Origin of the sequence: Oribacterium sinus (assembly GCF_963537195.1) — a bacterium.
In the GTDB taxonomy this organism is placed as follows: domain Bacteria; phylum Bacillota; class Clostridia; order Lachnospirales; family Lachnospiraceae; genus Oribacterium; species Oribacterium sinus_A.
In genome coordinates, this window is record NZ_CAUTEG010000008.1 from 1 (window position 1) to 26,037 (window position 26,037).

General features: G+C 39.7%; 21 protein-coding genes. 1 reads left to right on the top strand and 20 read right to left on the bottom strand.

What is annotated here, in order from left to right:
* The 9 genes from RYL27_RS02100 to RYL27_RS02140 form a co-directional block, all read right to left on the bottom strand.
* A partial coding sequence (locus RYL27_RS02100) for a four-carbon acid sugar kinase family protein (RefSeq protein ID WP_314964908.1) occupies positions 1–1,018 on the bottom strand: 1,018 nt, incomplete at its 3' end.
* Positions 1,019–1,335: 317 nt separating this feature from the next.
* Entirely contained in the window at positions 1,336–2,238 is a 903-nt protein-coding gene (locus RYL27_RS02105; protein WP_040648783.1) for a ribokinase, read from the bottom strand.
* 11 nt (positions 2,239–2,249) lie between these two features.
* Positions 2,250–2,999 (bottom strand): glutamine amidotransferase, encoded by a 750-nt coding sequence (locus RYL27_RS02110; protein WP_040648785.1) that lies wholly within the window; start codon positions 2,997–2,999, stop codon positions 2,250–2,252.
* An 88-nt stretch (positions 3,000–3,087) separates the two neighbouring features.
* Complete coding sequence (locus RYL27_RS02115) at positions 3,088–4,380, bottom strand: M20 family metallopeptidase (protein ID WP_314964911.1); 1,293 nt, start codon at positions 4,378–4,380, stop codon at positions 3,088–3,090.
* A 20-nt stretch (positions 4,381–4,400) separates the two neighbouring features.
* Positions 4,401–5,333, bottom strand: coding sequence for a nucleoside hydrolase (locus RYL27_RS02120; RefSeq protein ID WP_314964913.1), 933 nt, complete (start codon positions 5,331–5,333; stop codon positions 4,401–4,403).
* Between the two features lie 56 nt (positions 5,334–5,389).
* On the bottom strand, positions 5,390–6,328 hold the full coding sequence (locus RYL27_RS02125; RefSeq protein ID WP_314964915.1) for an ABC transporter permease: 939 nt from the start codon (positions 6,326–6,328) through the stop codon (positions 5,390–5,392).
* Positions 6,328–7,401 (bottom strand): ABC transporter permease, encoded by a 1,074-nt coding sequence (locus RYL27_RS02130; protein WP_314964916.1) that lies wholly within the window; start codon positions 7,399–7,401, stop codon positions 6,328–6,330. Before RYL27_RS02130 ends, RYL27_RS02125 begins: the two co-directional genes overlap by 1 nt.
* A complete protein-coding gene (locus tag RYL27_RS02135; protein WP_314964919.1) occupies positions 7,394–9,022 on the bottom strand; it encodes an ABC transporter ATP-binding protein in 1,629 nt (542 codons plus the stop codon). Before RYL27_RS02135 ends, RYL27_RS02130 begins: the two co-directional genes overlap by 8 nt.
* 78 nt (positions 9,023–9,100) lie before the next feature.
* Positions 9,101–10,228 (bottom strand): BMP family lipoprotein, encoded by a 1,128-nt coding sequence (locus tag RYL27_RS02140; protein ID WP_314964921.1) that lies wholly within the window; start codon positions 10,226–10,228, stop codon positions 9,101–9,103.
* Between the two features lie 394 nt (positions 10,229–10,622).
* Here RYL27_RS02140 and RYL27_RS02145 point away from each other — a divergent pair, with 394 nt between their 5' ends.
* On the top strand, positions 10,623–12,599 hold the full coding sequence (locus RYL27_RS02145; protein ID WP_314964922.1) for a PfkB family carbohydrate kinase: 1,977 nt from the start codon (positions 10,623–10,625) through the stop codon (positions 12,597–12,599).
* A 116-nt stretch (positions 12,600–12,715) separates the two neighbouring features.
* On the opposite strand, the gene RYL27_RS02150 is transcribed toward RYL27_RS02145, so the two are convergent.
* The 11 genes from RYL27_RS02150 to RYL27_RS02200 all read right to left on the bottom strand — a co-directional run bounded on the left by RYL27_RS02150 (position 12,716) and on the right by RYL27_RS02200 (position 26,028).
* Positions 12,716–14,542: a glycoside hydrolase family 2 protein gene (locus tag RYL27_RS02150; protein WP_314964923.1), complete on the bottom strand. Its 1,827-nt coding sequence runs from the start codon at positions 14,540–14,542 to the stop codon at positions 12,716–12,718.
* Positions 14,543–14,559: 17 nt separating this feature from the next.
* The gene (locus RYL27_RS02155) at positions 14,560–15,390 is read right to left on the bottom strand and encodes a carbohydrate ABC transporter permease (RefSeq protein WP_007157132.1); all 831 of its coding nucleotides are present in this window, start codon (positions 15,388–15,390) and stop codon (positions 14,560–14,562) included.
* A gap of 2 nt (positions 15,391–15,392) precedes the next feature.
* Complete coding sequence (locus RYL27_RS02160) at positions 15,393–16,304, bottom strand: carbohydrate ABC transporter permease (RefSeq protein WP_183682342.1); 912 nt, start codon at positions 16,302–16,304, stop codon at positions 15,393–15,395.
* Positions 16,305–16,332: 28 nt separating this feature from the next.
* The gene (locus RYL27_RS02165; protein WP_314964925.1) at positions 16,333–17,706 is read right to left on the bottom strand and encodes an extracellular solute-binding protein; all 1,374 of its coding nucleotides are present in this window, start codon (positions 17,704–17,706) and stop codon (positions 16,333–16,335) included.
* An 81-nt stretch (positions 17,707–17,787) separates the two neighbouring features.
* Complete coding sequence (locus RYL27_RS02170; RefSeq protein WP_314964927.1) at positions 17,788–18,708, bottom strand: ABC transporter permease; 921 nt, start codon at positions 18,706–18,708, stop codon at positions 17,788–17,790.
* 1 nt (position 18,709) lies between these two features.
* Positions 18,710–19,780 (bottom strand): ABC transporter permease, encoded by a 1,071-nt coding sequence (locus RYL27_RS02175; protein WP_007157136.1) that lies wholly within the window; start codon positions 19,778–19,780, stop codon positions 18,710–18,712.
* The gene (locus tag RYL27_RS02180) at positions 19,781–21,310 is read right to left on the bottom strand and encodes an ABC transporter ATP-binding protein (RefSeq protein WP_314964929.1); all 1,530 of its coding nucleotides are present in this window, start codon (positions 21,308–21,310) and stop codon (positions 19,781–19,783) included.
* Between the two features lie 66 nt (positions 21,311–21,376).
* Entirely contained in the window at positions 21,377–22,423 is a 1,047-nt protein-coding gene (locus RYL27_RS02185; protein ID WP_314964932.1) for a BMP family protein, read from the bottom strand.
* A 166-nt stretch (positions 22,424–22,589) separates the two neighbouring features.
* Complete coding sequence (locus RYL27_RS02190; protein WP_314964934.1) at positions 22,590–23,339, bottom strand: response regulator transcription factor; 750 nt, start codon at positions 23,337–23,339, stop codon at positions 22,590–22,592.
* A complete protein-coding gene (locus RYL27_RS02195) occupies positions 23,317–25,008 on the bottom strand; it encodes a sensor histidine kinase (protein WP_314964936.1) in 1,692 nt (563 codons plus the stop codon). The genes RYL27_RS02190 and RYL27_RS02195 overlap by 23 nt, the downstream gene beginning before the upstream one ends.
* A 3-nt stretch (positions 25,009–25,011) precedes the next feature.
* Positions 25,012–26,028, bottom strand: coding sequence for a BMP family protein (locus RYL27_RS02200; RefSeq protein WP_314964938.1), 1,017 nt, complete (start codon positions 26,026–26,028; stop codon positions 25,012–25,014).
* Between the last annotated feature and the right edge of the window lie 9 nt (positions 26,029–26,037).

Genomic DNA, 26,037 nt, shown 5'->3' on the forward strand with positions numbered 1-26,037 from the left:
TGCTGATTTCTTCGATTTGGCAGGATCTGCTTTCCGCAAGCTTTCCAAGATCCACACGGTTTTCCGGATAGATACCGTCCCCTGTCACCGTGAAGACTCTGTCCTTATCTACATCCTGTAGAATGGCATCCACCACTCTCTGAACCTCCTGCTCCCACTGCTCTTCCCCTTCCAAAAGCGCCTTGGTTTCCACAAAAACGTTCTTGCATCTTTGAGAAAGCCACAGCTCTTCCAGCTGAAGTCGTGTGTGAGGATTTACACTACCTACCACAGCCAAAACCTTGTTTTTCTCCTTCTTTTCTGTGGGAGGAATTCTCTTTCTCACAAGACTTGCGGTAAATACACCGGGATCCACTGCCAAGACCTTTAGCTTGGAGGTTTCCACCGCATCTGCAATCAAATCAATGTCTTCCTGGCTTACACAGTCCACCACAATAATACGATTGCCCTCATCCGCCAGCTTCTTCATGCAATCCGCAAGATAATGCTTTCCGTGCAGTAAATCCTTCATCAAAATAGAGGCAATGGGGTATTTGCTCTGCTTTCGGAACAGCTCAGCCACCTCAGGATTATTCACCGGCGTTTTCGGATCAATGGCAATGTCCGTCTTATGAAGCGGAAGCCCCTCCACCAACATATAGCCTCCGAGAACAATACGGGAGGAGGTGGGGAAGCAAGCCACCACAATAGCCACATAATCTTCTCCAAGGGATTCCAGCATGGCATCCACTTCCGCCCCCAGGTTTCCTCGCAAAGTACTGTCAATTCGTTTGCCGTAAACCTTGGTATCTTCGTTCTTCAATAGATTACAAACATTGGAAACTCTTCTATACGCCAGATCCTGATCAATCCCTCTACTGTCCGTAGGATATAAAACGCAGTCACACTGCTCCAGCATAGACAGCTCTAAACGCTCAGCATTCAAAACCGTATAGGCGCTGTAATTCATCTTTTTCAGTAAAACTCCCGTGGCATTTGCTCCGGTTAAATCATCCGCGATGACAATACACTTTGGCATTCTTCTCCTCCGATTGTTGATCTATTTAAATGTGTTAGTATGTGCTAATTGTTGTTAATACACGTTTATTACATGTTCTATTTTGTTTATTCTAGATACAATATAAACACACTTCACTTTATAGTCAATGAAATGCACAGAGAAATAAACAATTTTGTAGAATTAGAATAAAAGAAATCGGAGGTTTTGTTGAAAATCCTATCCTTATATAGAGGATTAATTTACAAAACTATAGATTAGAGAACTTCCTTCAATGAATTTTTTTCACACAAAAAACCGTACAATCTGTACGGTTTTTTACTATACTTTAAGTTCACTTAGGAAAAGGAAAAAGAAAGCACTTCTTCCTTCAATGGAATGGATGGAGCCGCGCCGAATCTGGAAATTGCTATGCCTGCAGCTCTGGCTGCCAGATCCATTGCTTTCGGAACCGTTTCTCCATTTAAGATGCCTGCGATAAAATATCCGGTAAATGTATCTCCTGCCGCTGTGGTATCTACAACCTCGGATTTATAAGCTCTTTGACGATAAATACTTTCCCCATCAAAATACAGAGAGCCTTCTCCTCCAAGGGTTAAAATAATTTTTGCAGTAGGATATTGCCGATGTAAGGCCCGAATTACCTCTTCACTATCCTTCGTGCTACTCTGCAAGCCTAAAATCTGTTCCGCTTCCACCTCATTTAAAAGAAAATAATCCACATATTCCAAAGGTAAAGCTAAGATTGCTTCATTCATAGGAGAAGGATTCAGCACAATCTTTAAGCCTTTTTCATGGGCCAGCTTCATAATGCTCTCCAACTCGTTAATTTCATTTTGCAACAGCAAGAAATCTCCTGTAGAAAAATGACGAATAGTATCCTCCACCTGCTCCTTAGTGATTTTATGATTTGCACCGCTATAGAGAATAATACAATTATCACCCTCTTTATCCTTTTGAATAATCGCCGTTCCTGTTTGTACGCTATCCAAAGACTGCACATAGTCTATATTCACTCCTGATTCCTGAAGCAGTTTTAGGAGAAATTCTCCGTCCTTTCCTACAGCTCCGGCATGAATAGTAGCAACACCGGCTCTTCCCAAAGCCAGAGACTGATTTAAGCCTTTGCCTCCCGGGAAAATGTTTAAGGCATCAGAGGAAATCGTTTCTCCTTTTTGAACAAAATGGTCCAGACTGTAAACATAGTCTATGTTTAAAGAACCAAAATTTAAAACCTTCATAGCTTCTCCCGTTATGCTTCCTTTGTCAGCCAACGTGCAAGATTTTGGAACAAGCGGTTGTAATCCTTCCACTCACAGAATTCAGGTGGTGCCCAGTGGGGAGCACAGTCCGTGGTAAACACAGCGGATCTTCCCTTACCGTATTCTCCCAAAGCGATAAAGGGATCATCACATACTGTTGCTAAAAGTTCTGCCTCGGGTTTTAAGATAGTCTTGTTGTAACCTAAAACTCTTGGCCAGGTCTTTTCTAATCCCTCAAAGATAGCATGTTCCTTCACAGAAACAGGACGAACCCCTTCACAATGCTCCATACGGTCATCTGTAGCAAGTACCTGTACCGGTAAAACCTCCTGTACGGCAGTGTCCTGCCACTTTCCCTTTGCATCCACACCGGAGAAAGTCAAATATCCTCCTACCATCAGGAGAGCACCTCCATCCAAGACATAGTCTCGAAGTAAGTTACAGCGATTTGGCATGATTTCACTGCGGGTAAAGGTTGCTCCGGGCAAAAGCAGGGTATTGGCTCCGATATCCGATAAAATAATCAAATCATACTGCTTTAATTCTTCCAAGCTGAAAGGAAATTCTTCTGTTGCCAAATGATTTGGAAGAAATGTAAACTCATATCCCCCCTCTTCAAAAGCTCTCTTAATATACTTCTCTCCTGTCTCGTAAACGGAAGTATAAAAGCTGTCAAAGCCTTTCACATGAGTGGTATAACTCATCCATGATTCACCTGCCAATAAAACTTTTTTTGCCATGTTCTTACTCTCCTTTTCATTCACTATTTGTTCTTAAAACTTTCACATTCCTTTTAATAGCACTGTTTAATAGATATTAAGCACTGTATTAAGCCTGACAAAAGTCCAAAATAAGCTCCGCATAAATCAAGATAGACTGCAAGTAAGCCTCTAAATCCAGCCATTCATCCACAGCATGACACTGGGCTAGATTTCCCGGTCCAAACTGTATCGTAGGACAGTCGGCAATATTTCTCCATAAGCGAGAATCACAGCCTGCAGGAGATCCTACAACCTTAACAGCCTTTCCTCTAGCCTCGGAATAAGCTCGTTTAAAGCTATCCACAAAGAAAGAATGCTCCTCCATCTCAAAACCGCCGCCAAATTGAGTAATCTGTACTTCCGGTAAATGCTCTTCCAACCAGGCATCCGATTTAGCCACTCTTTCCACTACTTCTTGGAATTCTTTTACTACCTGATTATGACTCATCTGATTAGGAAGATAATGTACGCAAACCTCAAACATACAATCCTCCGCCACAGTGGAACCGGCAGTTCCTCCATGGATAAGGCCTACGTTTAAGTTTGGAGCCGGTAATAGAGGATGTTTGTAGTGTAAAAGCCACTCATGCTCCTTCTCATTTAAAGCCTGAATCACCTTAATTGCTTTTTCTATGGCGCTGACACCATTCTGCTTGGCGCCGGAATGACATGCTTTCCCGGCAAATTTTACCCTGAAAAAGACAAAACCCATATGCGCCAAAATTAGCTCATCGCTGGTGCCCTCACATACCACAACGCCATCCGCCCTCTGCCCGCTCATAATCGCCTGCATGGAGCCGTTTCCGCCGCCTTCTTCATCACAGACTGAAGTGATTTTCACAGAACCGAAGAAGGGAATTCCTGCATCCTGCAAAAGCTTTACCGCCATAGTTGCAGCCATCAGCCCCCCCTTCATATCTGCAGTACCTCTTCCGTAAAGCTTTCCGTCCCTTATCGTAGGGCTAAAGGGAGGCGTGGTCCATTCCTCCACTTCATCCGCGGGCATTACATCTATATGGCCGTTAAACATCAGGGTTTTACCGGGCTTTTCTCCGTTAAATTGAGCGTAAACATTGTATCGGTCCGTCTGCTGATGCCCCAGGTTTCCCTCTAGATAAAGGGAGAAGCATTTTTCAATATCCTCTTCCTTCATGGAATCCAAGGTGACTTCCGCTCCCATCTTCCTAAAGAGCTCCGCCATATAATCCTGTCCTTGCTTTTCCAGGCCGCCATCAATCCCATGCCCCAAATCATGAGTATCTATCGCCACGAGCTCCGATAGGCGATCAATATATTTCTGTTTGTTTTTTTCTAAAACCTTTTTTAAAGCTTCCACTGTATTCCTCCCGGAGATACCCATTGCCGACTATCTTGTCCACATTAGTCGTATAGTTTTAAGCCATCTTCTACAATGTCCCAAAACTTTTCCACATCAATATCAATACCTACATTGACATTTGGCTCCTTCTTCATATAGCCAAAGAAATCACAGTTGGTTCTGCCATAGGACTGAGAACTGGATGTGTCCACTGTCACATTCATGGGCTTTGTAGTCAGAACCGTAGGGTCAATCAGGTAAGCAATGGTAATGGGATCGTGCAAAGGGCCACCCTCCCAACCATATACCTCTTTTTGCGTTTTACAGAAAAATGCCATTAGATCCGTAAATAAGTCCGAAGCCTTGTTGCCAACCTTACGCATCCGCTCCACAATTTCCGGATAACAAAGAGCCTTTCTGGTTACATCCAGTCCCACCATGGTGATAGGAAGTCCGGAGGAGATGCACACATGAGCCGCTTCTGCATCCGCCAATATATTAAACTCCGCAGCAGGAGTTACATTTCCATTGGCGTAGGAACCACCCATAAAAACAATTTCTTGAATCTTATCCACAATTTTCGGCTCCATACGAAGAGCCATACCCAAATTCGTCATAGGGCCGGTAGTAACCACAGTGATTTTTTCCGGAGAATTCATCAAAGTCTTAATGATGTAGTTAACAGCATGATCTGCCTCAATTTCCCGATTTAATTCCTCGAATACAGGACCATCTAAACCGGTTTCCCCGTGGATGTCTCCGGCAATCACCTTATCTCTCACCATAGGTCGACCGCAACCTGCATAAACCGGAAGATTCAGATCTAAATGCTGTACTAAATGTAAAGCATTTCTCTGAGTATTTTCCAAAGTCTGATTTCCTGCAACAACAGTAATCCCCAAAAGTTCCAAATTAGGATTCTTTGCCGCAAGAATTATCGCCACTGCATCATCATGTCCCGGATCACAATCTAATATAATTTTTCTTTTATTCATTCTTTTAACATTCCTTCCATTTTCTTAATCCTAAACTCAATTTCAAATAACATTCTCTAATTCGTAATTAATGAAGATTGCTTTTTCTTGGTAGCCTGAATCTTTACCGCCATGGAAATAGCCAGTACTACAATGGTTACAATATAGGGCATCATCAAAATAAATTGAGCAGGAATACCGTAGGCCTGTAATCTGGCTCCTACAGAATCGGAAAATCCGAAAAGCAAGCATCCCATCGCTGTCAGCACCGGATTTGCACCGCCGAAGTACATTGCCGCAACACCCATAAAACCTCGGCTGTTGGTCATATTTTCCACAAACTGTGTACTATAACCCAAAGATAAATGGGCTCCCGCCAATCCACCGATTAAACCGGAAATCAGCATAGCTTGATACTTAACTGCATTCGCTTGAATTCCCGCAGTTTCAGCAGCCATAGGGAATTGTCCTACTGCACGGAGGCGTAACCCCCATACCGTCTTATAGAAAATAAACTGTAAAAGAATTATAAAGATAATCACAAACCATTCCGTAAAGCGCCAGTCATTAAACAAGCCATTTAAAACCGGAATATTTTCCAAAAATGTCATATGCAATTTGGGAATGGGAACGATTGAGGGATTGGAAAAGCTTCCGCTGGTATGGAAAAACACCTGAAGCATAAACTTGGTTAATGCAATAGCCAAAAGATTTATGCCCATACCGATGGCACAAATTTCAGAATTATACTTAATATGACTGACAGCCATAATCATAGCAATGAGAGCTCCACCAAGCATAGCCGCCAGAATCCCCAGCATCCAGCTACCGGTAAAATAGCTCACAGCCACTGCCGTAAATGCTCCCACCAGCATAATTCCCTCAGTACCGATATTTAAAATATTTGCCTGCTGCGTTATCGCTGCACACAGAGCAGCATAGATAATGGGAGTAGATGCACGGAAGGTTGCATAAATCAGTGATAGATTAAAGATCTTTCCTAAATTCTCTGACATTATTTATCCCCTCCTTTCTCTTTCTGATTCGAAGCTATCTCTGTTTTTAATTCCTTTTCCAGCTTTCTCCGCTGCCGAAGGCTAATGACAAAATCCATGGTTGCAATAATGATAAATACCGCTGAAATTGTATCTACAATGGATTTCGGCACACTGGTAGCCTGCTGCATAGCCATAGCCCCTGCCTTTAGTACCGCCAAGAAAAAAGCCACAAACGGAGTAAAGAGCATGTTTGACTTCACAATTAATGCTGCCAACATACCATTCGTTCCTAAATCCCTTGCAAAACCGTCCAGATAGTATCCATGTACACCAAGAACCTCTATGCATCCTGCAACTCCACCAAGGGCTGCAGAAAGTAACATCGCACCAATAAAGACTTTTTTAGAATTAATACCGGCATAATCCGCATGGGCAGGATTGGTTCCCACCGTTCTAATCTTATATCCCCACTTCGTCTTATAAGTCATCCAAATGACTGCCAGTACCACAAGGATAGCAATAAAAACCCCCATATTTGCCGAAGAAGGCTTCATGATTTTCGGAATCGTTACCAGCACAGGCTTGGACTGAGGAGTCGCCACTCCTGCGCTCATGGGTCCACTAACCAGATATGAACCAATATACAGCGCTACCGTATTCATCAAAATCGTTACACAGACTTCCGATACATTAAAATAAGCCTTCAAAATCGCCGGAATCAAGCCCCATAGCATGGCTACTACAATGGCACCGGTAAAGCAGGCAAGATATAAAAGAGGTACAGATAAAAATCCCCAATTGATACCGATATAAGCAGCAGTAATGCCTCCCAGAATTACTTCCCCCTCTACTCCGACATTAAATGCTCCCGCCTTAGCTGCCACTGCAAATGCTGTTGCCGTCAGCAGTAAAGGAGTAAAGCCCGCAATGACATTTCCTCTTCCCAGTTTTGTTCCCAAAGCGCCTTTTAACAATGCCAGATAAGCATCAATAGGATTTTCCCCAATGGCCAGAATAAAGACAGCTCCCACCAAAATCGCCAGGAAAAAGGTAAACAATATTTTCAAAAAGCTGTTCAAAGACTTATTCATCTCCCTTTCCTCCTTCCTGTAACTGATGTTCCGTCACGCCTTCTTTTGCCTGATGGTCTTCTACATCAACTTTAGGCTTTTGCTTTGTCATGTCTTCTTTTACCTGATGGTCCACCGTACCTCCCATCATCAGAAGTCCCAGGTTGTTTTCATTGGCTTCTCCGGCACTAAGCTCTCCGGTAATCGTTCCTTCGTGAATAACAATGATGCGATCGGAAAGGGATGTGATTTCTTCCAACTCCGTAGAAACCAGCAATACTCCTGCACCGTTCTTCTTCGCCTCCTCCAAAGTCTTTTGAATAGACTCAATGGCACCGATATCCACTCCTCTTGTAGGCTGAGCCGCCACCAATAGTTTCTTATTCATGGAAACTTCTCTTGCCACTACCACCTTCTGCGCATTTCCTCCTGAAAGAGAGGAAGTCGGTAGCTTATAGTCCGTGGGGCGAATATCAAAACGCTTCACCATTTCTTCTGAATGCCGATCCATAGCAGCCGTATTCATGACTATCCCCCTGCTGAAGGGTGCTTTGTCCACTTCCACCGCAACTAGATTTTCTTCAATACTCATGGTTCTATTCAGTCCCCGGGTATTTCTATCCTCCGGAATATGTGCCAATCCCACTTCTCGTACTTTTTTTGGAGAAAGGTTAGTGATTTCCTTTCCGTCCAGGAAGATATGCCCCCTCTCCACAGGACGTAGACCGGTGATTGCCTCAATTAGTTCTGATTGCCCATTTCCGTCTATACCGGCAATGCCCACAATTTCTCCCTCATTCACATGTAAGGACAGGCCTCGAATTTTGGAGCTTTCCTTTTGGCTTGGAATCCAAACATCTTGTACATCCAAAATTTTCTTTCCTGCTTTTTCGTAAGTCTTATCAATATGCAAGAACACCTCTCGACCAATCATTTTCTTGGTTAAATCCAGTGGAGAAGTTTCTTCTTTAGACACAATTCCCATATGCAACCCCTGCCGCATAACAGAAATACGATCCGAAATTTCCATAACTTCGTTTAGCTTATGAGAAATAAACACCAGAGATTTTTGCTCTTTCTTTAAATTATTTAATATCTCAAAAAGCTTTTTGGTTTCTTGAGGAGTCAAAACAGCAGTAGGCTCATCCAAGATGATAATGTCCGCCCCTCTCATCAGGGTTTTGATGATTTCTACACGCTGTGCTTCTCCCACGGAAATCTGGCTAACCTTTTTATCCAGCTGAATCTCCATGTTGTATTGGTCAATAAAGTGTTGAATCTCTTTTCTTGCCTTATCGAAGTCAATCTGTAGTCCCTTTTTAGGTTCAAAGCCCAAAATAACATTTTCCAACACAGTCAAATCATTGACGAGCATAAATTCCTGATGAACCATTCCAATCCCATGTTGAATGGCCAACTTGGGATCTAACTTGCCCATGGACTGTCCCTTAACAATAATCTCACCGGAATCTATGGGGTACATACCGTAAAGCAGTTTCATCATAGTAGACTTTCCTGCTCCGTTTTCTCCGATTAATGAATGAATTTCTCCCTTAATCAGGTTGAATTGTCCATCTTTTACGGCATGCACTTCTCCAAAGGATTTTACGATGTTTTTCATTTCTACAACAAATTCACTCATTACTCTCCCTCATTTAACTGATAAAGAAAGGGCATGGGAGCCCTAATGAGTCCCATGCCCGACACAAAGTTTCAGGCTTTATGCTTTCGGACCGAAACCTTCATAATTTTCCACTACAATCTCACCGGAGATAATCTTCTTGGACAGTTCTTCGCACTTGTCTACGATATCCTGTGGGAACTTCTCTCCCAAGGACTTCTTGATCTCTGCGAAATCAGTTAAGCTCACACCGCCCTCTGCCAAAGACAGATACTGTGTAGATCCACCCTTAAATGTTCCCTCAACAACAGACTGAATAACAAGGTAGCACGCATTATCTACTCTCTTCACCATGGAAGTTACCACATGTCCGGGTTGGTCAGCGTCCTGATTCAAGTCTACTCCGATAGCATACTTATCAGCTTCCTTTGCAGCTTCCAAAATTCCTGTTCCTGTTCCGGAAGCCACATTCATAACAATATCAGCACCCTGCTCATATTGTGCAAGCGTTAATTCTTTTCCCTTTAAGGGGTCTGTCCAAGAACCTGCGAAAGCCTGCAAAATAGTAACATCCGGATCGATGTACTTTGCCCCCTGCTCATATCCTGTGTAGAAATCATGGAGTACCGGAATATCCATTCCGCCAACCCATCCGATAACATGAGCATCATTTACATTAGGAATATCCGTTTTCTGTGTAAACATGGCTGCTGCAGCACCGGCAAGGAAGGAACCCTGATTCTGAGCAAAGCTGATAGATTCTACATTATCAAGATTAACGGTTGTATCAATTACCGCAAACTTAACATCCGGATAGTTAGGAGCATGTTCTGTAATGTAATCAGCGATATTGGAAGAAGCGCCTATGATAAGATCATAGCCTTCTTCGCAGGCAGCTACCAAATTCGCTTCCCATTCCTGTGCTGTAGTTCCTTCAAGAGACTTTAATTCAATGCCGAAATCCTCAACTGCCTTCTTCGCACCGGCATTACAAGAATCATTGTAGGACTTATCTCCCAAGTTACCTGTATAAACGATACAAACACGAATGCCCTTCTTCTCTTTGGAATCAGACTTTTCAGAAGACTTTTCCTCCTTAGCATCAGCCTGTGTAGCCTCGGTCTTGTTCGCATTAGACTCTGCCACCTCATTTGCAGACTTTCCGCATCCCAGCAATAAGGAACAGCTTAGCAAGCTTGCCAGAATCAAACTCAGACACTTTTTCATTCTCTTTTTTCCTCCTTCATAAAATATACACTTTTATACACAGTCTAGAATATTTGTATAGGAAACTATTTTCCTATACTTATTTTCTTATTCATAAGATATATCAATCGGTATAATTGTGTCAATATCAATATGTTTTTGCCAATAATTTTATCTGATTTTAACTAATTTTTCTCTTATTTATATGCGATTTGCACATACTTGGCACTTCTTGTTTTCCACGTTTAAAGATTCTTTTTTGCTTTCTTCCAATTCGCTCTTATTTTTTTGTCTGTTTCTTACAATTATAATAAGTTTCAAGATATTGAGATCCCCCTGAAAACAAAATCAAAGGTTCTAAATTCCTTAAGTTTATTATATGATAAGCAAAAGTTTGACAGTAGGAGAAAAAAGTATGACCATTAAAGAATTTGCTCAATTAGCCGGTGTGTCTGTATCTACCGTTTCCAAAATTTTGAATCATAAAGACGCAAATATCAGCCCCCAAACAAGAGAGCATGTCCTTTCCCTTGCAAAAATTCATAATTACAAACCTTACTCTTTTGTGCGAACACAATATCCCGAAAAAACCAGTATTTTCGGAGTTATCTTTCGAGACTGTATTCCCGATGAGCGACTCCTGAAAGGTTTAATGAATGTCGCTCGCTCCTACGGTTATGGCATAACGGTGCTGGAAAGCCATTTAAACAAAACGCAGGAATTAAAAAACCTATCATTGCTTGCTTCCAGCAATGTTGACGGCATTCTGTTTAATCCTATCAGTTCCAAGCCATCTTCCGAAGTCTATGCACAGCTGAAGCAGAGTAAAAAGCCCTATTTTCTTTTCAGTACAGAAGAAGATATTCCCGGTCCGGATTTTCTGCCTACCATTTCCTATAAAAGTATGGCGGAATTCTTGACCCAAAATCTGGTTCAAGCAGGACATTCCAAAATCGCCCTTGTGGCAGAAAAGGAAAGTCCTATTCGAAATGAATTTATTGAAGGTTTTAAAAGCTGTCTGTATCAAAATGCCATTCCTTTTACGGAAGAATTCATTTTCAGTAAAGATAATGAAAAATTTTACCGCCATATTTCCTGCGGGAGTATTAGTGCTGTACTAACTCTGCACTTCCAAAGTAGCTTTCAAATCTATCAAAGATTACTAAGCCGTCATCTGCATATTCCCAATGACTTTTCCTTGCTTACCTTATGTAAACACCAAAGCAATATTCATAACTTCTCCGAAATCTCAGCCCTACTGATCCCCTTTGAAGAGTTTGGAGAATACCTTGGTTCCTGTCTAATTCAGCATCTTGAGCATTCTGAAAATACAGAACAGGAGCGAAAGCATTTTCAGCCGAGTTTTCATTTAAACCACACTAAATCTATTTCCGTCCCCGCTATGGCTCAAAGAAAAAAAGTTCTTGTGCTGGGAAGTGTTAATATTGATTCCTATCTATTTTTCCGAGAACTTCCAAGCCCGGGAATGGCAGCCAAAACCAGTCATTCTTCCAACTATTTAGGAGGAAAAGGGATGAACCAAGCCATCGGGGTAAGCAAACTAGGACATCACGCCAGCATTATAGGACTTGTTGGAGATGATTTGGAAGCAGATACCATTTACGAAAGCGCGAAGCAAGCAGGAGTTAATACCGCCTATTTGAAGCGTATCCACGGAGAATCAACCGGCAAGGGATATATTTTCCTAAATAACAACGGAGATTCTATCATCTCCATCCTTTCCGGTGCCAATGAATTTGTCAGTAAGAAAAATGTTGAAGAGGCACTTTCCGCCTTCAAAGACAGTCATCTATGTCTTCTAAATACCGAAGTTCCTCAGGATACGATCTTGACCGCTTGCCGTTTAGCAAAAAGCTACAAGCTCCCTGTCCTATTGAAGCCTTCCTCCATAAGGCAAATAGACTCGGAAATCCTTGCCTTAACAGATATCTTCCTCCCCAATTTAGAGGAGGCACAGATTCTTTTATCTACGGAAGAATCTCAGCTTTCCAAAAAACTACAGAGGATGCATGCAAAAGAAGCTTGCGACAAATCCCTCTTAGAACAGTGTGCCGATTACTTTCTAAAAAAAGGGACAAATATGGTGATTATAACACTGGGAAAACAAGGACTTTTCGCAAAAGGAAAAGGAATATTAGGGCTGTATACCGCCAAAGAAGTTAAAGCAATCGATACCACAGGAGCCGCCGATGCCTTTATCAGTGCCCTAGCTTCTTATCTTCTTCTAGACTATCCTATGGATCAAGCTATCCGTATTGCAACTTACGCAGCAGCACTAAGTGTCACAAGAGAAGGAGCCGCTCCCTCCCTAGTGGATAAGAATAGTTTGGAAGCTTATATCGCAACGGAAGAGCCAGAGATTTTAAAATAATCAATACCTCAATCACAAGACTATCTACAAACACTTTGCGAGCGATACTCGTTATAATAAAAAGCACACTTACCTCTTGGTAAATGTGCTTTTTTAGCCTCCAACATTCTTATATCTTAGTCGAATAAATGAATTAACCTTCCGTCAGATGGCCTGGTAAGATTAATTTTTCTAATCGCCTCAGGGGACACTTTATATTCATGATTTTCATCCAACAGTCCATTTACTTCCTGCTCCACATCCGTTAACTGTGTATAACAAAAACCTTGGAAGAACGGAAGTTCTATTATGGCCTTTGTTATGGATTCATATCTTTCCAAAAATGCTTCTTCTGTTTCTACAGTATTGCCATATCCCCACTGTTCTTTTTCCTTTGTGGAAAATGCTATTCCACCATACTCAGTGAGCAATATTGGTTGCTTATCATATTGATATCCATTGGAAAATGCTGATTTAAATCCACAATGATATTCTTCCGTAGTCTTCATTTGCTCTATAAAAGCACTGTATCTCTTATAGAAATCCTCACCTCTTTCCGTATAGTCATGAAGTGTCAACAAATCCGTTTTGGTGTGCTCCCAACCATCATTAGAGATTACAGGCCTATATGGATCCAAAGATTTTGTCAAATAGTATATCCCTTCTGTCAAATACTGTTCCGCTTTTTCCTTTTCAATTTCAAATACTCCCCATGATTCGTTGAAAGGCGTCCAAGCAATGATAGAGGGATGATTATAATTTTGTTTTACTGCCTCCATCCATTCTTTAGTAAAAGCCATAATGCTTTCTTGATTGAAGCGATAATTTGATGGGAATTCACTCCATACCAATATACCCATAGTATCGCATAAGTAAAGGAATCTCTCGTCCTCTATCTTCTGATGTTTTCTTACTCCATTAAAGCCCATTTCTTTAATCTTTTGCAAGTCATGTAGTAAAGTTTCTTCGTCCTTTGGCGTTAATCCTGTATCCTTCCAATACCCCTGATCCAATATCAGCCTTTGGTATAATGGACAGCCATTTAGTAGGAACTTCCCCTCTTCTATCCTTATTTCTCGGAGCCCAAAATAGCTGAAAACGGAGTCTAACACTCCATCTTCTTCCTTGATTTTAATCTCCAAATCGTACAGATTAGGCTCCTGAGGACTCCATCTCTTCACCAAAAATGGATCTATAGCAGGATTATCCAAATAGACTTTTAACTTAAATCTTCCTTCTTGAACTATCGCTTGAGCCTCTGTCACATCTATATTCTGATACTTCACTTTCACATTGGCAAACAATGGGCATTTAGATTGCTTTGTTTCAACAGAAAGCAAGCAAACATCTTCAACAAGCCCTTCTATTTCTACTGTATGTTCATATAAGTGGGGGGTAATTTTAACATCTTTAATGTATCTTTGATTAACAACTTCTCCCCAAACACTTTTCCAAATTCCGGAAGTTTGTACATACCAACAAGCATAACTATACTGTTCCCATCTTTGCTTTCCCCTAGGTTGCTCCATATTCGAAGAGTCAATAGCAAAAACAGTCAATATATTCTCTTTATCTTCAATGTACTCTGTCACATCAACAGAAAAGCGAGAATAGCCACCGCAATGCTGCCCAACTTGCTTTCCATTAATATAAACCTTACTCAAATAATCTACGCCCTCGAAATGCAGAATAAATCGTTTTCCCTCCAGCTCCTTCTTATTAACAGGCAGCATTCTCTGATACCATAAATATCCGGAATGGTTCTGAATATGTACTCCACTTTCTTTTGTTTCCGGACTAAAGGGAACTAAAATTTTTCTCTTTTCCGCTAGCGGTATCCCCATCTCCCAATGGCTTTTTTCTCCGGTTTTTTCATTGTCAAAAGCAAAGTCCCATTCCCCATTTAGTTCTATCCACGAGTCTCTTACTAATTGTGGTCTGGGATAATTTTCAATATGTTTCATGCTATTCTCCTTTTCCTTTATCCTTTGATACCACCTGTACTAATTCCTTGAACAATTTGCTTTTCAAATATTAGATATAAAATAATCATCGGCAAAGAAGCCACCATGTTTATACACATTGGAATGACAAAATCGGGCCTCTCTATCTTAATCAACGTCGGAATCCCGATAGGTAGCGTATATAGTTTTTCGCTAAATACACAAAGTAGTGGCCAAATATAATTATTCCAACTTGCGATGAAACTCATGATAGCAATTGTCGCAATGATTGGTCTTGAAAGCGGAAGGACGACTTTAGTGTAAATTATCCATTCCCCACCTCCATCGATTCGTACTGCCTCAAAAAGTTCTCTTGGTAGTGACCTAAAAAAGCTATAAGTGATTACAAAATTCATAGAACTGGCCACAGATGGCAAAATCAAACCGCTATAGCTATCAATTAGCTTTAATTTGCTCATTAATACAAATAAAGGAATAATCGTTGCCTCACTGGGAACCAGAATTCCAATAAGGAAATAAAAATAGAAAAAGCCACTTCCTTTAAAGGAAATATGAGCTATGCTATACGCCGCTAATGTAGACACAAGAACAGACAATGCAGTAGTCACCACAGCGACAATCAGGCTATTACAGAACCATCGAAACACTCCTGTTTTCAATAAAACCTGAGGATAATTTTGTAATGTATAGGGTGGTGTAAACCAAGAAAACACATTATGAAATTGCTTTCCTTCGTATTGAATGGAACAAAACAGCCCCCAAATAATCGGAGAAAGCATAATTAAAGCGATAAGTAAGGAAAGTGCAGAAATAAGATTGCTTTGTATTGTTTTCGTTCTATTTCTCATACTTAACCTTCCTCTTGTCTTCCAAAACGTCTTTGAATAAATACCAATAGACATAAAACAACAAATAAGAAATACGACATTGCAGAAGCATAGCCTAATTTATTCTTTTCAAATGCTTGTTGATATATGTATTGTATTAAAGAGCGGGTAGTATTAGCCGGTCCTCCACCTGTCATTAAATGAATTTGTCCAAAAACTTTAAAACTGGCAATAATTTGGAGCATCATCACAAGGAAAATTGTCGGTTTTAATAACGGTACAGTAATCTTCCAAAATATTTGGAGCGGTGCTGCACCGTCTACTTTTGCAGCATCGTACAAAACCTCCGGTATATCCTGTAAAGCAGCTAAGTATAGCAACATAGAAAAACCTATAGTCCACCATAAAGTCATAGCTACTAGGCTAAACCACACTTTATTAGAATCTTGTAACCATAAAATCTCCTTCTGACCATTCAAGAAATGAAAAGACCGCAAAAGGCCATTTAGTAAGCCACGGTAAGGTGCAAAAACAAAACTGGCCAAATAAGAGGCAACAGAAACTGATAGCACTCCGGGTAAGTAATATGCCGTCCTTAAAAAGCGTCGGAAGCAAACGGCTCTGTTTGCCAATAATGCAAGGATAAATGATAAAATAACCAAGAATGGTACAGAAAAAATCACAAATTTTACAGTGTGGATGCAGGATAAGTAGAAATTCTTATCCTGCATCATCTTTTTATAATTTTCTATACCAACAAAACTGGCCTTTCCCATCAAATTCCAATTGCATAAACTGACATATATCCCTTGAAAAACAGGGAAGATTGTAAAGATAGAATAGAGCACGAAGAAAGGCATAATAAATAATATTGCCACAGCTTGCTTTTTCCCTATTTTATGTTTGTTATATGGAGCAGATAGCAATCTATTCATAGTTTACCTACTATTCTTTGATGATTTTTTAATCTAAATTATTTTCCACAGCCTCTTTAAGAGCAGTTCCGGCTTCATCCAAGGAACTATTGCCTGTTAAATATGCGCCTACTGCATCCATCAAATCTTTTTTCATTCCTCCATAATAATGTTCACTCTGTGGTGCATATTTTGCATACTCTAACTCAGAAATCACATTATATCCTTTGAGTTTTTTATACTCTTCACTATGGTTAGCTTCATTTGCAGAAGGAATTTGTCCGGATCCTGCCCAAACGATACCTCCGTCTTTTGACGCATATACCATAAATTGAACTGCAGACAAAGTCTCTTCTTCTGTTCTTTTTTCTTTTTTGGGAAGAATCAAAGTATGGGAATCTGCCCAACAATATGGCTTATCGCCAAATAATTGTGGAAAAGTTGTGTTATTGAACTTAAGGTTTTCAGTCTGCTCGTACGCGCCGGTTAACCAAGTGCCGCCAAAAAGTATAGCCGCTTTACCGGATTGGAATAAAGCCTGGCTATCATCGATACCGGGAAGAATATAGCCTTCTTTATAAAGTGCTTCCAGTTCCTCCAGTGCTTTTTTACCAATCTCTACATCTAAGGTGTTTTTCCCCTCTGCATTGATGAAATCCGTTCCACCCATTTGGAAATAAATTGCATACCAAGTTCTAAAGGGATCATCTCCGGACTGTGTTAATCCCAATGGAGATATTTCAGCAGGTAATTTTTCTTTGCATCTCTTTAAGATATCTTTAAATCCTTCCATATCCTTCACATTAAGAAGTTCCTCTTCCGTAACTCCAACTTCTTCCAGAAGGCTGGTGTTGTAATACATTACCTCAGCATGGGTATCCAAGGGAATGGAATAGATTTTCCCATCAATGCTTACAGAATCAAGACTGGATTTCTGATAGTCCTTTGATAAATCAATATTCAATTTCTTCAAATAATCATCTAATGGCTCCGCAACACCACTCTGGGAAAGCTCATATAGTTTAGAAACATGAGAGATGCCAATATCCGGGCCTTTTCCCGCAGCTACAGCAGTCTGTAATTTCGTATAATAATCATCCCAGACAAGCGTAATAATCTCCACCGGATTTTTAGGATTGGTTTGATTATATTGGTCTTTTATTTGTTTAAACCAATCTCCATCTCCTCCGGTAAATAAGGACCAAAAGCTTAAAGTACCCGCAGGAACAGTAATCTCTTCAGGATTATCCACTGTTCCGGTTCCATTTGTTGTCTCTTCTGTTTTCCCTGCTTCTTCTGCTTTTGTCTCCGTCTGAGCTTGTGAAGCAGAATCCTTAGCCTCCTGTGCAGCTCCGCCACATGCGGACAATGCCATTCCTGCCACAAGTGAAAGACTTAGAAATAGACGTTCTTTTCTTTTCATACCATATCCTCCTTTGTTATGAAAATATTGTTGTACCAAGCAAATGCTTTGGTATAGATACAGATACCAAAACTCTATACATTAATTCTCTTTCACATAATTCTGTCCCAGCTTATTTGGCGCTCTGAGATCCTTCCTACAAACCGTTAGAACAATCACTAAAACATAAGGCAGTGCACTAAAGAGTTCACTGGGTATGGTACTCATACCTAAAGCTTTTACATAAACTCCAATCGCCTCTGATACGCCAAATACAGTGCCGAAAATCAATGCCCCTACCGGATTCCAATTTCCTAAAAAGCAAATTCCAAAAGCAATCCAACCGCGACCACTGATAATTTCAGATGTATACATCCCCACATTACATAAAGAGTAGTACGCGCCTGCAATCCCTCCTAAACAACCGGCGACCGCTACTGCCACAAAACGTATCTTTAATATATCTATTCCTGCGGTATCAACAGCTTCCGGGTTCTCTCCACAGGATCTAAGGGTAAGTCCCAATGCTGTATGATTCATCACAAATAAAATAATCGGAATCAATAGATACGCCAGATAGGTAATAACATTTTGGGAAAATAGAATTTTCCCGATAAATGGGATTTGACTTAACACCGGGATCTGTATTGTGGAAAGTACCTCGACCTTCAGAGGCGTAGTCTGAATGCCAAAAATAACTCGATAAAAAAAAGTACAAAACCCTGTGACTAAAATGGAAATTGCGGTTCCCATAACAATTTGATGCTGGTTCATATATACAGTGGTTAAAGCATAGAGAAGTGCAACCATGAGGCCACACACCATAGCCAGCAAAAAGCCAAGATATATATTCCCACTAATGTATGCGCCTATGAATCCGCCCCATGCCCCGATGAGAAATATTCCCTCTACAGCAGTAACCATCATTCCTGTTCGCTCTGCAATCACCTCTCCAAGCGCACCAAGAATAAGAGGGGTACTCATAAAAAATGCTCTTGCCAAAAGGCTTGTTATATTGTTCATTCTAGGCCTCCTCTGTCACGATTCTCTTTTTCTTAAGCTTATTTAATTCAGCCTTTCTTCTAAAGTAGAAAGACATAAGCACGAAGAGCATTACAAAACCCTGTAGCAGATCAATTACACTGGCAGGAGCATCCGTTGAATGTCCCAATGCCGTTCCTCCAACTTGCAAAAAGCCAAATAGTAGAGAAGCCGGCACAACCGCAAGCGGGTGAGCATTGGCTAAAATGGCAATTCCGATTCCGTAAGATCCTATCTGCGTATCAAAACCGGTAAGAAGCATATGCTGCATTCCATTGATTTCCACCAGTCCTGCAAGTCCTGCAATAGCACCACTAATGGCGAAGGCAAGCATATATTGATGTTGAGGACTGATTCCGGACATTCTGGCAGCATCCTGATTTAAACCGGTTGCCCGAATTCTAAATCCTAAAGAAGTCTTATAAAGTACATACCAAACCAATACCGCAACCAGCAAAGAAATCACAATTCCCAAGGAAACAGAGGTGCCCGGAATGATTTTTGGCAGCCAGGTGCTTTTATCCAAATAGTCTGTTTTCAAATACTCATGTTTTGATTCCTGTAAACTGGTTCTGAGCAATAACTGCATAACATATTGGATAACATAGGTGGACATCATACTAATCAAAAATTCATTAGCATTGAATTTTGCCTTTAAAAATCCAATTATAAATCCAACAACAGCACCGCCCAAAATAGCAGCCATTCCTGCCAAAAGAATTACAATTGGTCCTGGAAGTTTCCCTCCCAGTGCTAAAGATACTGCCGATGCACAAATGCAGCCGGAATAGAACTGCCCCTGCGCTCCAATATTATACAGATTCGCTTTATAGGTGAACGTAAAAGCCAAACCGGTTAAAATAAGAGGAGCCGTTTTAATCAGAATATTTCCCATATTATATGTGCTGGAAAATGTTTCTGAAAACATTACCGTAAGAGCCTGAAAAGGATTCACTGATAATAAAGGTAAAAAACTAAAGCTGATTGTCAGACCTAAAAGGATTGCGAAAAGAATCCAAAGTAAAAAATCACAAAGAATCTCTTTCTTTTTCATTTACGCCTCCTTCAATTCATAGCCTGCCATTAACAATCCTATCTGCTCTGTGCTAAGCTCTCCATTTTGAAAAATCCCCATGATTTTCCCTTTGTATAAAATAGCAATCCTATCGGAAAGAGCAAAGATTTCCGATAGCTCTGTAGATACCAGTAAAATGCTCTTTCCCTTACTCTTTTCTCTCATAATGGTTTTGTGTACATAGTTAATCGCCCCAAGGTCTAAGCCTCTTGTAGGTTGATCAAATATAATCAACTTTTCTCCTCTATCCACTTCTCTGGCCACGACAACTTTTTGTTGATTCCCCCCAGACAAGCTACCAATCACAACTTCATGGTCAGGAGCCTTAACCTTATATTCCTGAATAATATTCTCCGTATAATTGTTCAATTCTTTCCATTTTATGATTCCATTTTTAACCCAGTTTTTAAGATAACTGGCTTTTAAAAGAATATTCTCAGAGAGTGTCATTCCGGAAATCATTCCATACCTGTAACGATCCGACGCTAAGTATCCTATTCCCTTTTCGATTCTTTCTTTTACCGCTAATTGGCTAATCTCTTCTCCGTCAAGAATCACCTTTCCTGCATGAAGTTTTCTTGCACCATAAATCGCTTCGCAAAGTTCCTGCTGTCCATTTCCGGAAACACCTGCAAAACCAAGAATTTCTCCTTCTTTAATCGAAAATGAAACATTATCCAGTAATGGAATATTATCTTTAGATTTTAAAGATACATGTTCTACCTCTAATCTATTTTTCCGATTATCTGTCCCCGTCATTGTTGGCGCTTTTATAATTTCCAAGTCATGTCCAATCATCAGATTGACTAACTCTGACTCTTTAACAGTCCGAATCTCCCCTTCTTCTATCGTTCCACTTATTTTTCCATTTCGCAGTACAATGATACGGTCCGATACTTCTAAAACCTCTTTCATCTTATGGGTGATAAAGACAATCGAATTTCCCTTAGCTACATAGTCTCGGACAAAGCTCATTAACACATCCGCTTCCTGGGGAGTAAGTACTGCTGTGGGTTCATCCATAATAATAATTTTTGCATTTAGATATAGTGCCTTTAAAATTTCAACTTTTTGCTGTGCGCCAACCGTCAGATTCTTTACCAATTCCCCTGCAGGAACGTCAAAGTGATATTGATCAGCAAGAGCTTGAATCTCTTTTTCTTTTTCCTTAAAATCAATCTTTCCTTTGCAATGTCCCAATATGATATTCTCGGTAACTGTATGTGCCTCCACTAAGGAAAAGTGCTGTTGAATCATAGCAATTCCACAAGCCATAGCTTCTTTAGGAGAGCGAATTTCCGCCTTTTTCTGATGAATAAAAATCTCTCCTTCTGTAGCGTGGTAAAGTCCATATAAGATTTTCATTATGGTACTTTTTCCGGCACCGTTCTCCCCTAAGAGAGCAACTACTTCTCCCTCTTTAATCACCATAGATACATCATCATTTGCCAAAACCTTGGCAAAACGTTTGCTGATATGTTTTAATTCAACAATAATATTTTTTCCCATATAATGCATCTCCTAAGGCTTTTTATGAAAAAGGCAGCGTTGGATTAACACTGCCTTTTTATAAATCTATTCAGAAAAATACTGCTTAAAGTCTATTTTTCCATTTGTAATTTCTTCCGTAGCCTTCTCAACTGCCTGCTTACATTCCTCTGAACACTGGTCTGTAAATATGGTTTCAAATACACCCTCTTTTACACCTACTTCTTGAGCACCTTTTAATTCACCGCTTTTGATGCCCTTAATAATCCAAGGATATACATTGGCCCAGTTCATACTTACGGATGCCACTACACAATCACTTTCCTCATTCTTATTCGCTGCAAATCCTACAAATTTTGCCTTTTTTTCAGCTGTTGCCTGAATGGCACCTGAAGTTGCCTCGTTGGAGTAACAGAACGTTGTATCAGCACCATTATCAATCATTTGTGATGCCATTGCCTTTCCGATAGATACATCGGTCCAGGTATTTAAGAAAGAACGATTCGCCTTTGCATTAGCTATTCCCCTTTCTTTTGCGGTTGCTACAGCTATCCCTTCATAGGTATCCAAAAGGTGTACCATGGCCAGATTAGACTCTCCGCCCATTGTGGCAAAATTGCCGTTCTCCGTAGTATATCCGGCTATAACTCCTGCAATATAGGAACCTTCATATTCTTTCGGGAATACCGGAACCATATTATCCGAATCACTCTTGGTTCCATTGATAATAGTGTAAACTGTCTTTTCATATTGAGGCGCTACTGCCGCACAAGCTTCATCAAACTGACTTCCGGCAGCCATTACCAGGTCATATCCCTTCTCACCGTACTCTGTGAAGGTCTGTTCAAATTCCTCTACGGGTACAGACTCAACCACCTCAATCTTGGTTCCCAGTTCCTTATCGCACTGCTTTGCTCCGGCATTATTGCTGGCATTCCAGCTCTGGTCATCAACACTACCGGGAAGAATTAAAACAATCTTCATACCGGAGTATTCTGAATCTGTCTTCTCGGCATTCTGTTGTTCACTGTTCTCTGATTTCGATTCAGATTTTGCTCCACCACCGCCGCAAGCAACCATCATAGACGCCAATAACGCTAAGCTTGCAGAAAAAAACAAACGATTCCTTTTCATAATTAGACCTCCTGTTTTTCTGTACTTGTATTTATGAACAGTATATCTTCTTTGTTTTTTATTGAATACATGATAAGTTACTGATTTTATTTGTTTTCTACATATATTTTATTGTTTTTGTTTATTTTGCGTATATTATGTATACAGTTTTGCAAAAGAATATTATTTATATAGTTTTTTTTGCAGTATTTTTGTATTCTAAAGGAGTGGCATTATATGCTTTTTTAAATACTGTACTAAAATAAGTCGCATCTTTAAACCCAACCATTTGAGAAACATCTGATACTTTATATTGTGGCAGCTCCAAAAACAAACATGCTTTTTTCAATCGAAAAGCTAAAAGATAATCCGAAAAATTATCTTTCAAATGTAATCGAAACAAGTCCGATAAATAGTTTGGAGAAATATGTAAAACATCTGCTATACTCTTGAGTCCTATTTTTTCTGCATAATGCACTTCAATATAATTCATTGCTTCTCTAACTAAATAATTTCCCACCTCAAAATTTTCTGAGAATATATTTTTTTCAACTGCTTCGCAATCATTCTTTCGTGCATTAAAACCAAGATCTCTTAAAGCCATAAGAAGTTCTCTTGGATTAGTCGGTTTTGTCAGATATCTATATACCCCATATTTAATAGCCCGCTGTGCATAAGAAAACTCACTATAGCCGCTAAGGATAATGATCTTTATGCGTTCATCTTTCTCTCTTATTTTTTCTATAAAATCCAAGCCATTACACGCAGGCATTCTTATATCTGTTATGAGAACATCAGGGTTTTTCTCCGAAATGGAGAGCAACGCAGAAATAGCACTTTCATAAGCCCCCACTACTTCCATTCCTTCTTGACCGGAAAGCAAAGCCCTAAGTCCTTGCCTAATTTTAGGTTCATCATCTACAATCATAATCCTCATGAAAAACTCCCTCTACTATTAGCGGAAGATGAATTTCCACTGTGGTCCCATTATTCTTTTGAGAATGAATTCTCAAACCATAACTCTGTCCGTATATTAATTTGATTCGTTTCTCCACATTATTAAGGCCAACACGCTTATCCAAAAGTATATCTTGTATCTTTTCTGCTTCCATTCCTTGCCCATCGTCAATAACATTAATTTTCAACTCTCCTTGATCTATTACGGCAATAATGCAAACTTTACCTCCCCGCACCAAAGGTTCTAAACCATGTTTTATTGCATTTTCCACAAGAGGCTGCAAAAGAAGTTTAGGACAAGGATAAGCATTGCATGCTTCCTCTATGGAAATAGCATATTCCAAACGTTCCTCCATCCTACACTTCTGAATCTCTAAATAATTTCTAATATATCTTACTTCTTCTTGCAAAGGTACTAATGTATTTGCACCTGATATAGAGTACTTTAACAATTCTCCCAGGCGTACAATCAAATCGCTAATATCATCTTCTCCCCTTGCCAAAAGCATCCAATTGATAGTATCCAAAGTATTATATAAAAAATGAGGATTGATTTGCGCTTGCAAAGCATTTAATTCTGCTGTCTTTTGCGCCATCTTTTCTTCCGTAACCACATGAATAAGCCTTTTAATTTCACCCAGCATAAAATTGTAGGATTGAATTAAACTTCCAATCTCATCCTTTTGCTTCGTATAAACCTGAATGTCAAAATTACCACTTTGTGCTTTCTCCATAGCCTTGGAAAGCTCTTTCAGTGGTTTAGTTATAGTCCATGCAAGAAGAAAACTGATTAGAAATCCCATAAGCACGGATATGACAGTAATTGTGATTACTCTATTTTTTAACAGTTGTAATTGCGGAAAAATATCTTTCGCTGCAACAATAGAAAATAATCTCCATCCGGTAATACCATTATATTGGCCGCAGGCAAAATAGTTAACGTTGCTCCAGTTAAATTGAAAGGTATGTTCTCCGGTATCATATCGATCTTTTACTATGTTCAGATACTCTACCGGCACACCGGTATTCGAGCAAATTACCTTACCATTCTTATCCGTAATAAGAGTAATTTGATGATGGAAAGTACTTAAATTATTAATCAGTAATTGCATAAATATTTCAGGGTTGAACTCCAGAACAATTGATCCCTTCTTTACCCCTTCCATCCATATAGTTCTAAGTAAAAAGATGGATCCGTCCTCTAAGCTTATCCATATATTTTTATTTTTCTTTCCTTTATCCGCATCCGATTGAAAGAAAAGTTCCTCTAAAGAAATTTGACTACTTTTATATTGGTAAAAAATTTCATCTTGTTGATTCAAAACATATAAATTTTTAACCGAAGGAAAAACGTTAATTTCCTGTTCTAAAATAGAAAGCTCCGTTTCTTCAAATCTCTTGGCTCCTACCTCATTCATAATTTTATTCGGGGCAAACACTAAGTCACTAATAACGTCAATCAACCTATCTAAAGTTCCTATATGCTGCGTGATATTCATATCAATAAGGTTCAGCATATTTCCCATTTCTTCTTTTTTATTTTGAATAATTACACTTTGTACCGTTCTGTAAGAAATCACTCCACAAAGCCCGGTAATAAGTACAATAACCGCAATAATTGTGAATGACATTTTTTTCCAAAGACTCATTTGTTACTCCTTGCCCAAATTAATCCGTCCTGCCTTCAAGTCTTTTTGTACATCATTGATTTCCTCTATTACTTGGCCTTGTATTTTCTTACTATATTGTACATGAAAAAGATCTTGGCTCATTCCCAGTGGATATACCCTTTGCTTGCCAAGATGTCCCTTTTTATATTCACCCATAATCCATGCGTAAACTTTGTCAAAATCAAATATAACAGATGCCAAAACAATGTTCTCATCTATAGAACACTGATTCGTAGCAATTCCAATCATACTCGCTTTGTTCGGTTCTGCTTGAAGTGCCTTAAGGCTTCCTTGCCAAACCTTATTAGCATATACCAGAACAATGTCTGCATTTTCTTCTAACACTTGTTCTGTAATTTTATATCCTAAGTCAAGGTCATCCCAACTGTTGGTATATGCCCTTAGACAGTGAGCCTGATTAAGCCCTCTTTCCCGGGCAATGCGAACTGCATTTTTCTCATAAATGTCCAACATTTTCTTCATTGGCTCATTCGGAAATCCTGCAATATCTGCAAACACTCCTGTTTTCGTTAGTTTCCCGGCTATACAGGAAGCAATATAGGCTGCTTCCTCCTCTTTAATTTGAACCGAGATTATATTCTTTTGATTGAAAGTCGAACCATTGATAATACAAAACAAGGTGTTTTTATATTGAGGCGCTGTAGCTTCTATAACGTCATTAAATTGTGCACCAGCCCCGATAATAAGCCCATATCCCTGATCAGCATATTGTAAAACCTTACGCTCAAAATCTTTCTCTGCTATGTTCTCGATATATTCTATTCGCTGATCATTTTTTGCATTATAGGATTTAATGCCATCAATATTTGCCTTGTTCCAGCTCATATCCTCCTCAGAACCGGAGAGGAGGACAATGACTTTTTGTGAGTAAGGCATTTGTACAGAAAATCGGTGGCAAATAAGATAAAGAAATAAAATAGTCAAGATCATTAATGCACACAAATATTTGATCATAACTTTTCGACTATTAGTTCTCATAAAGAATAT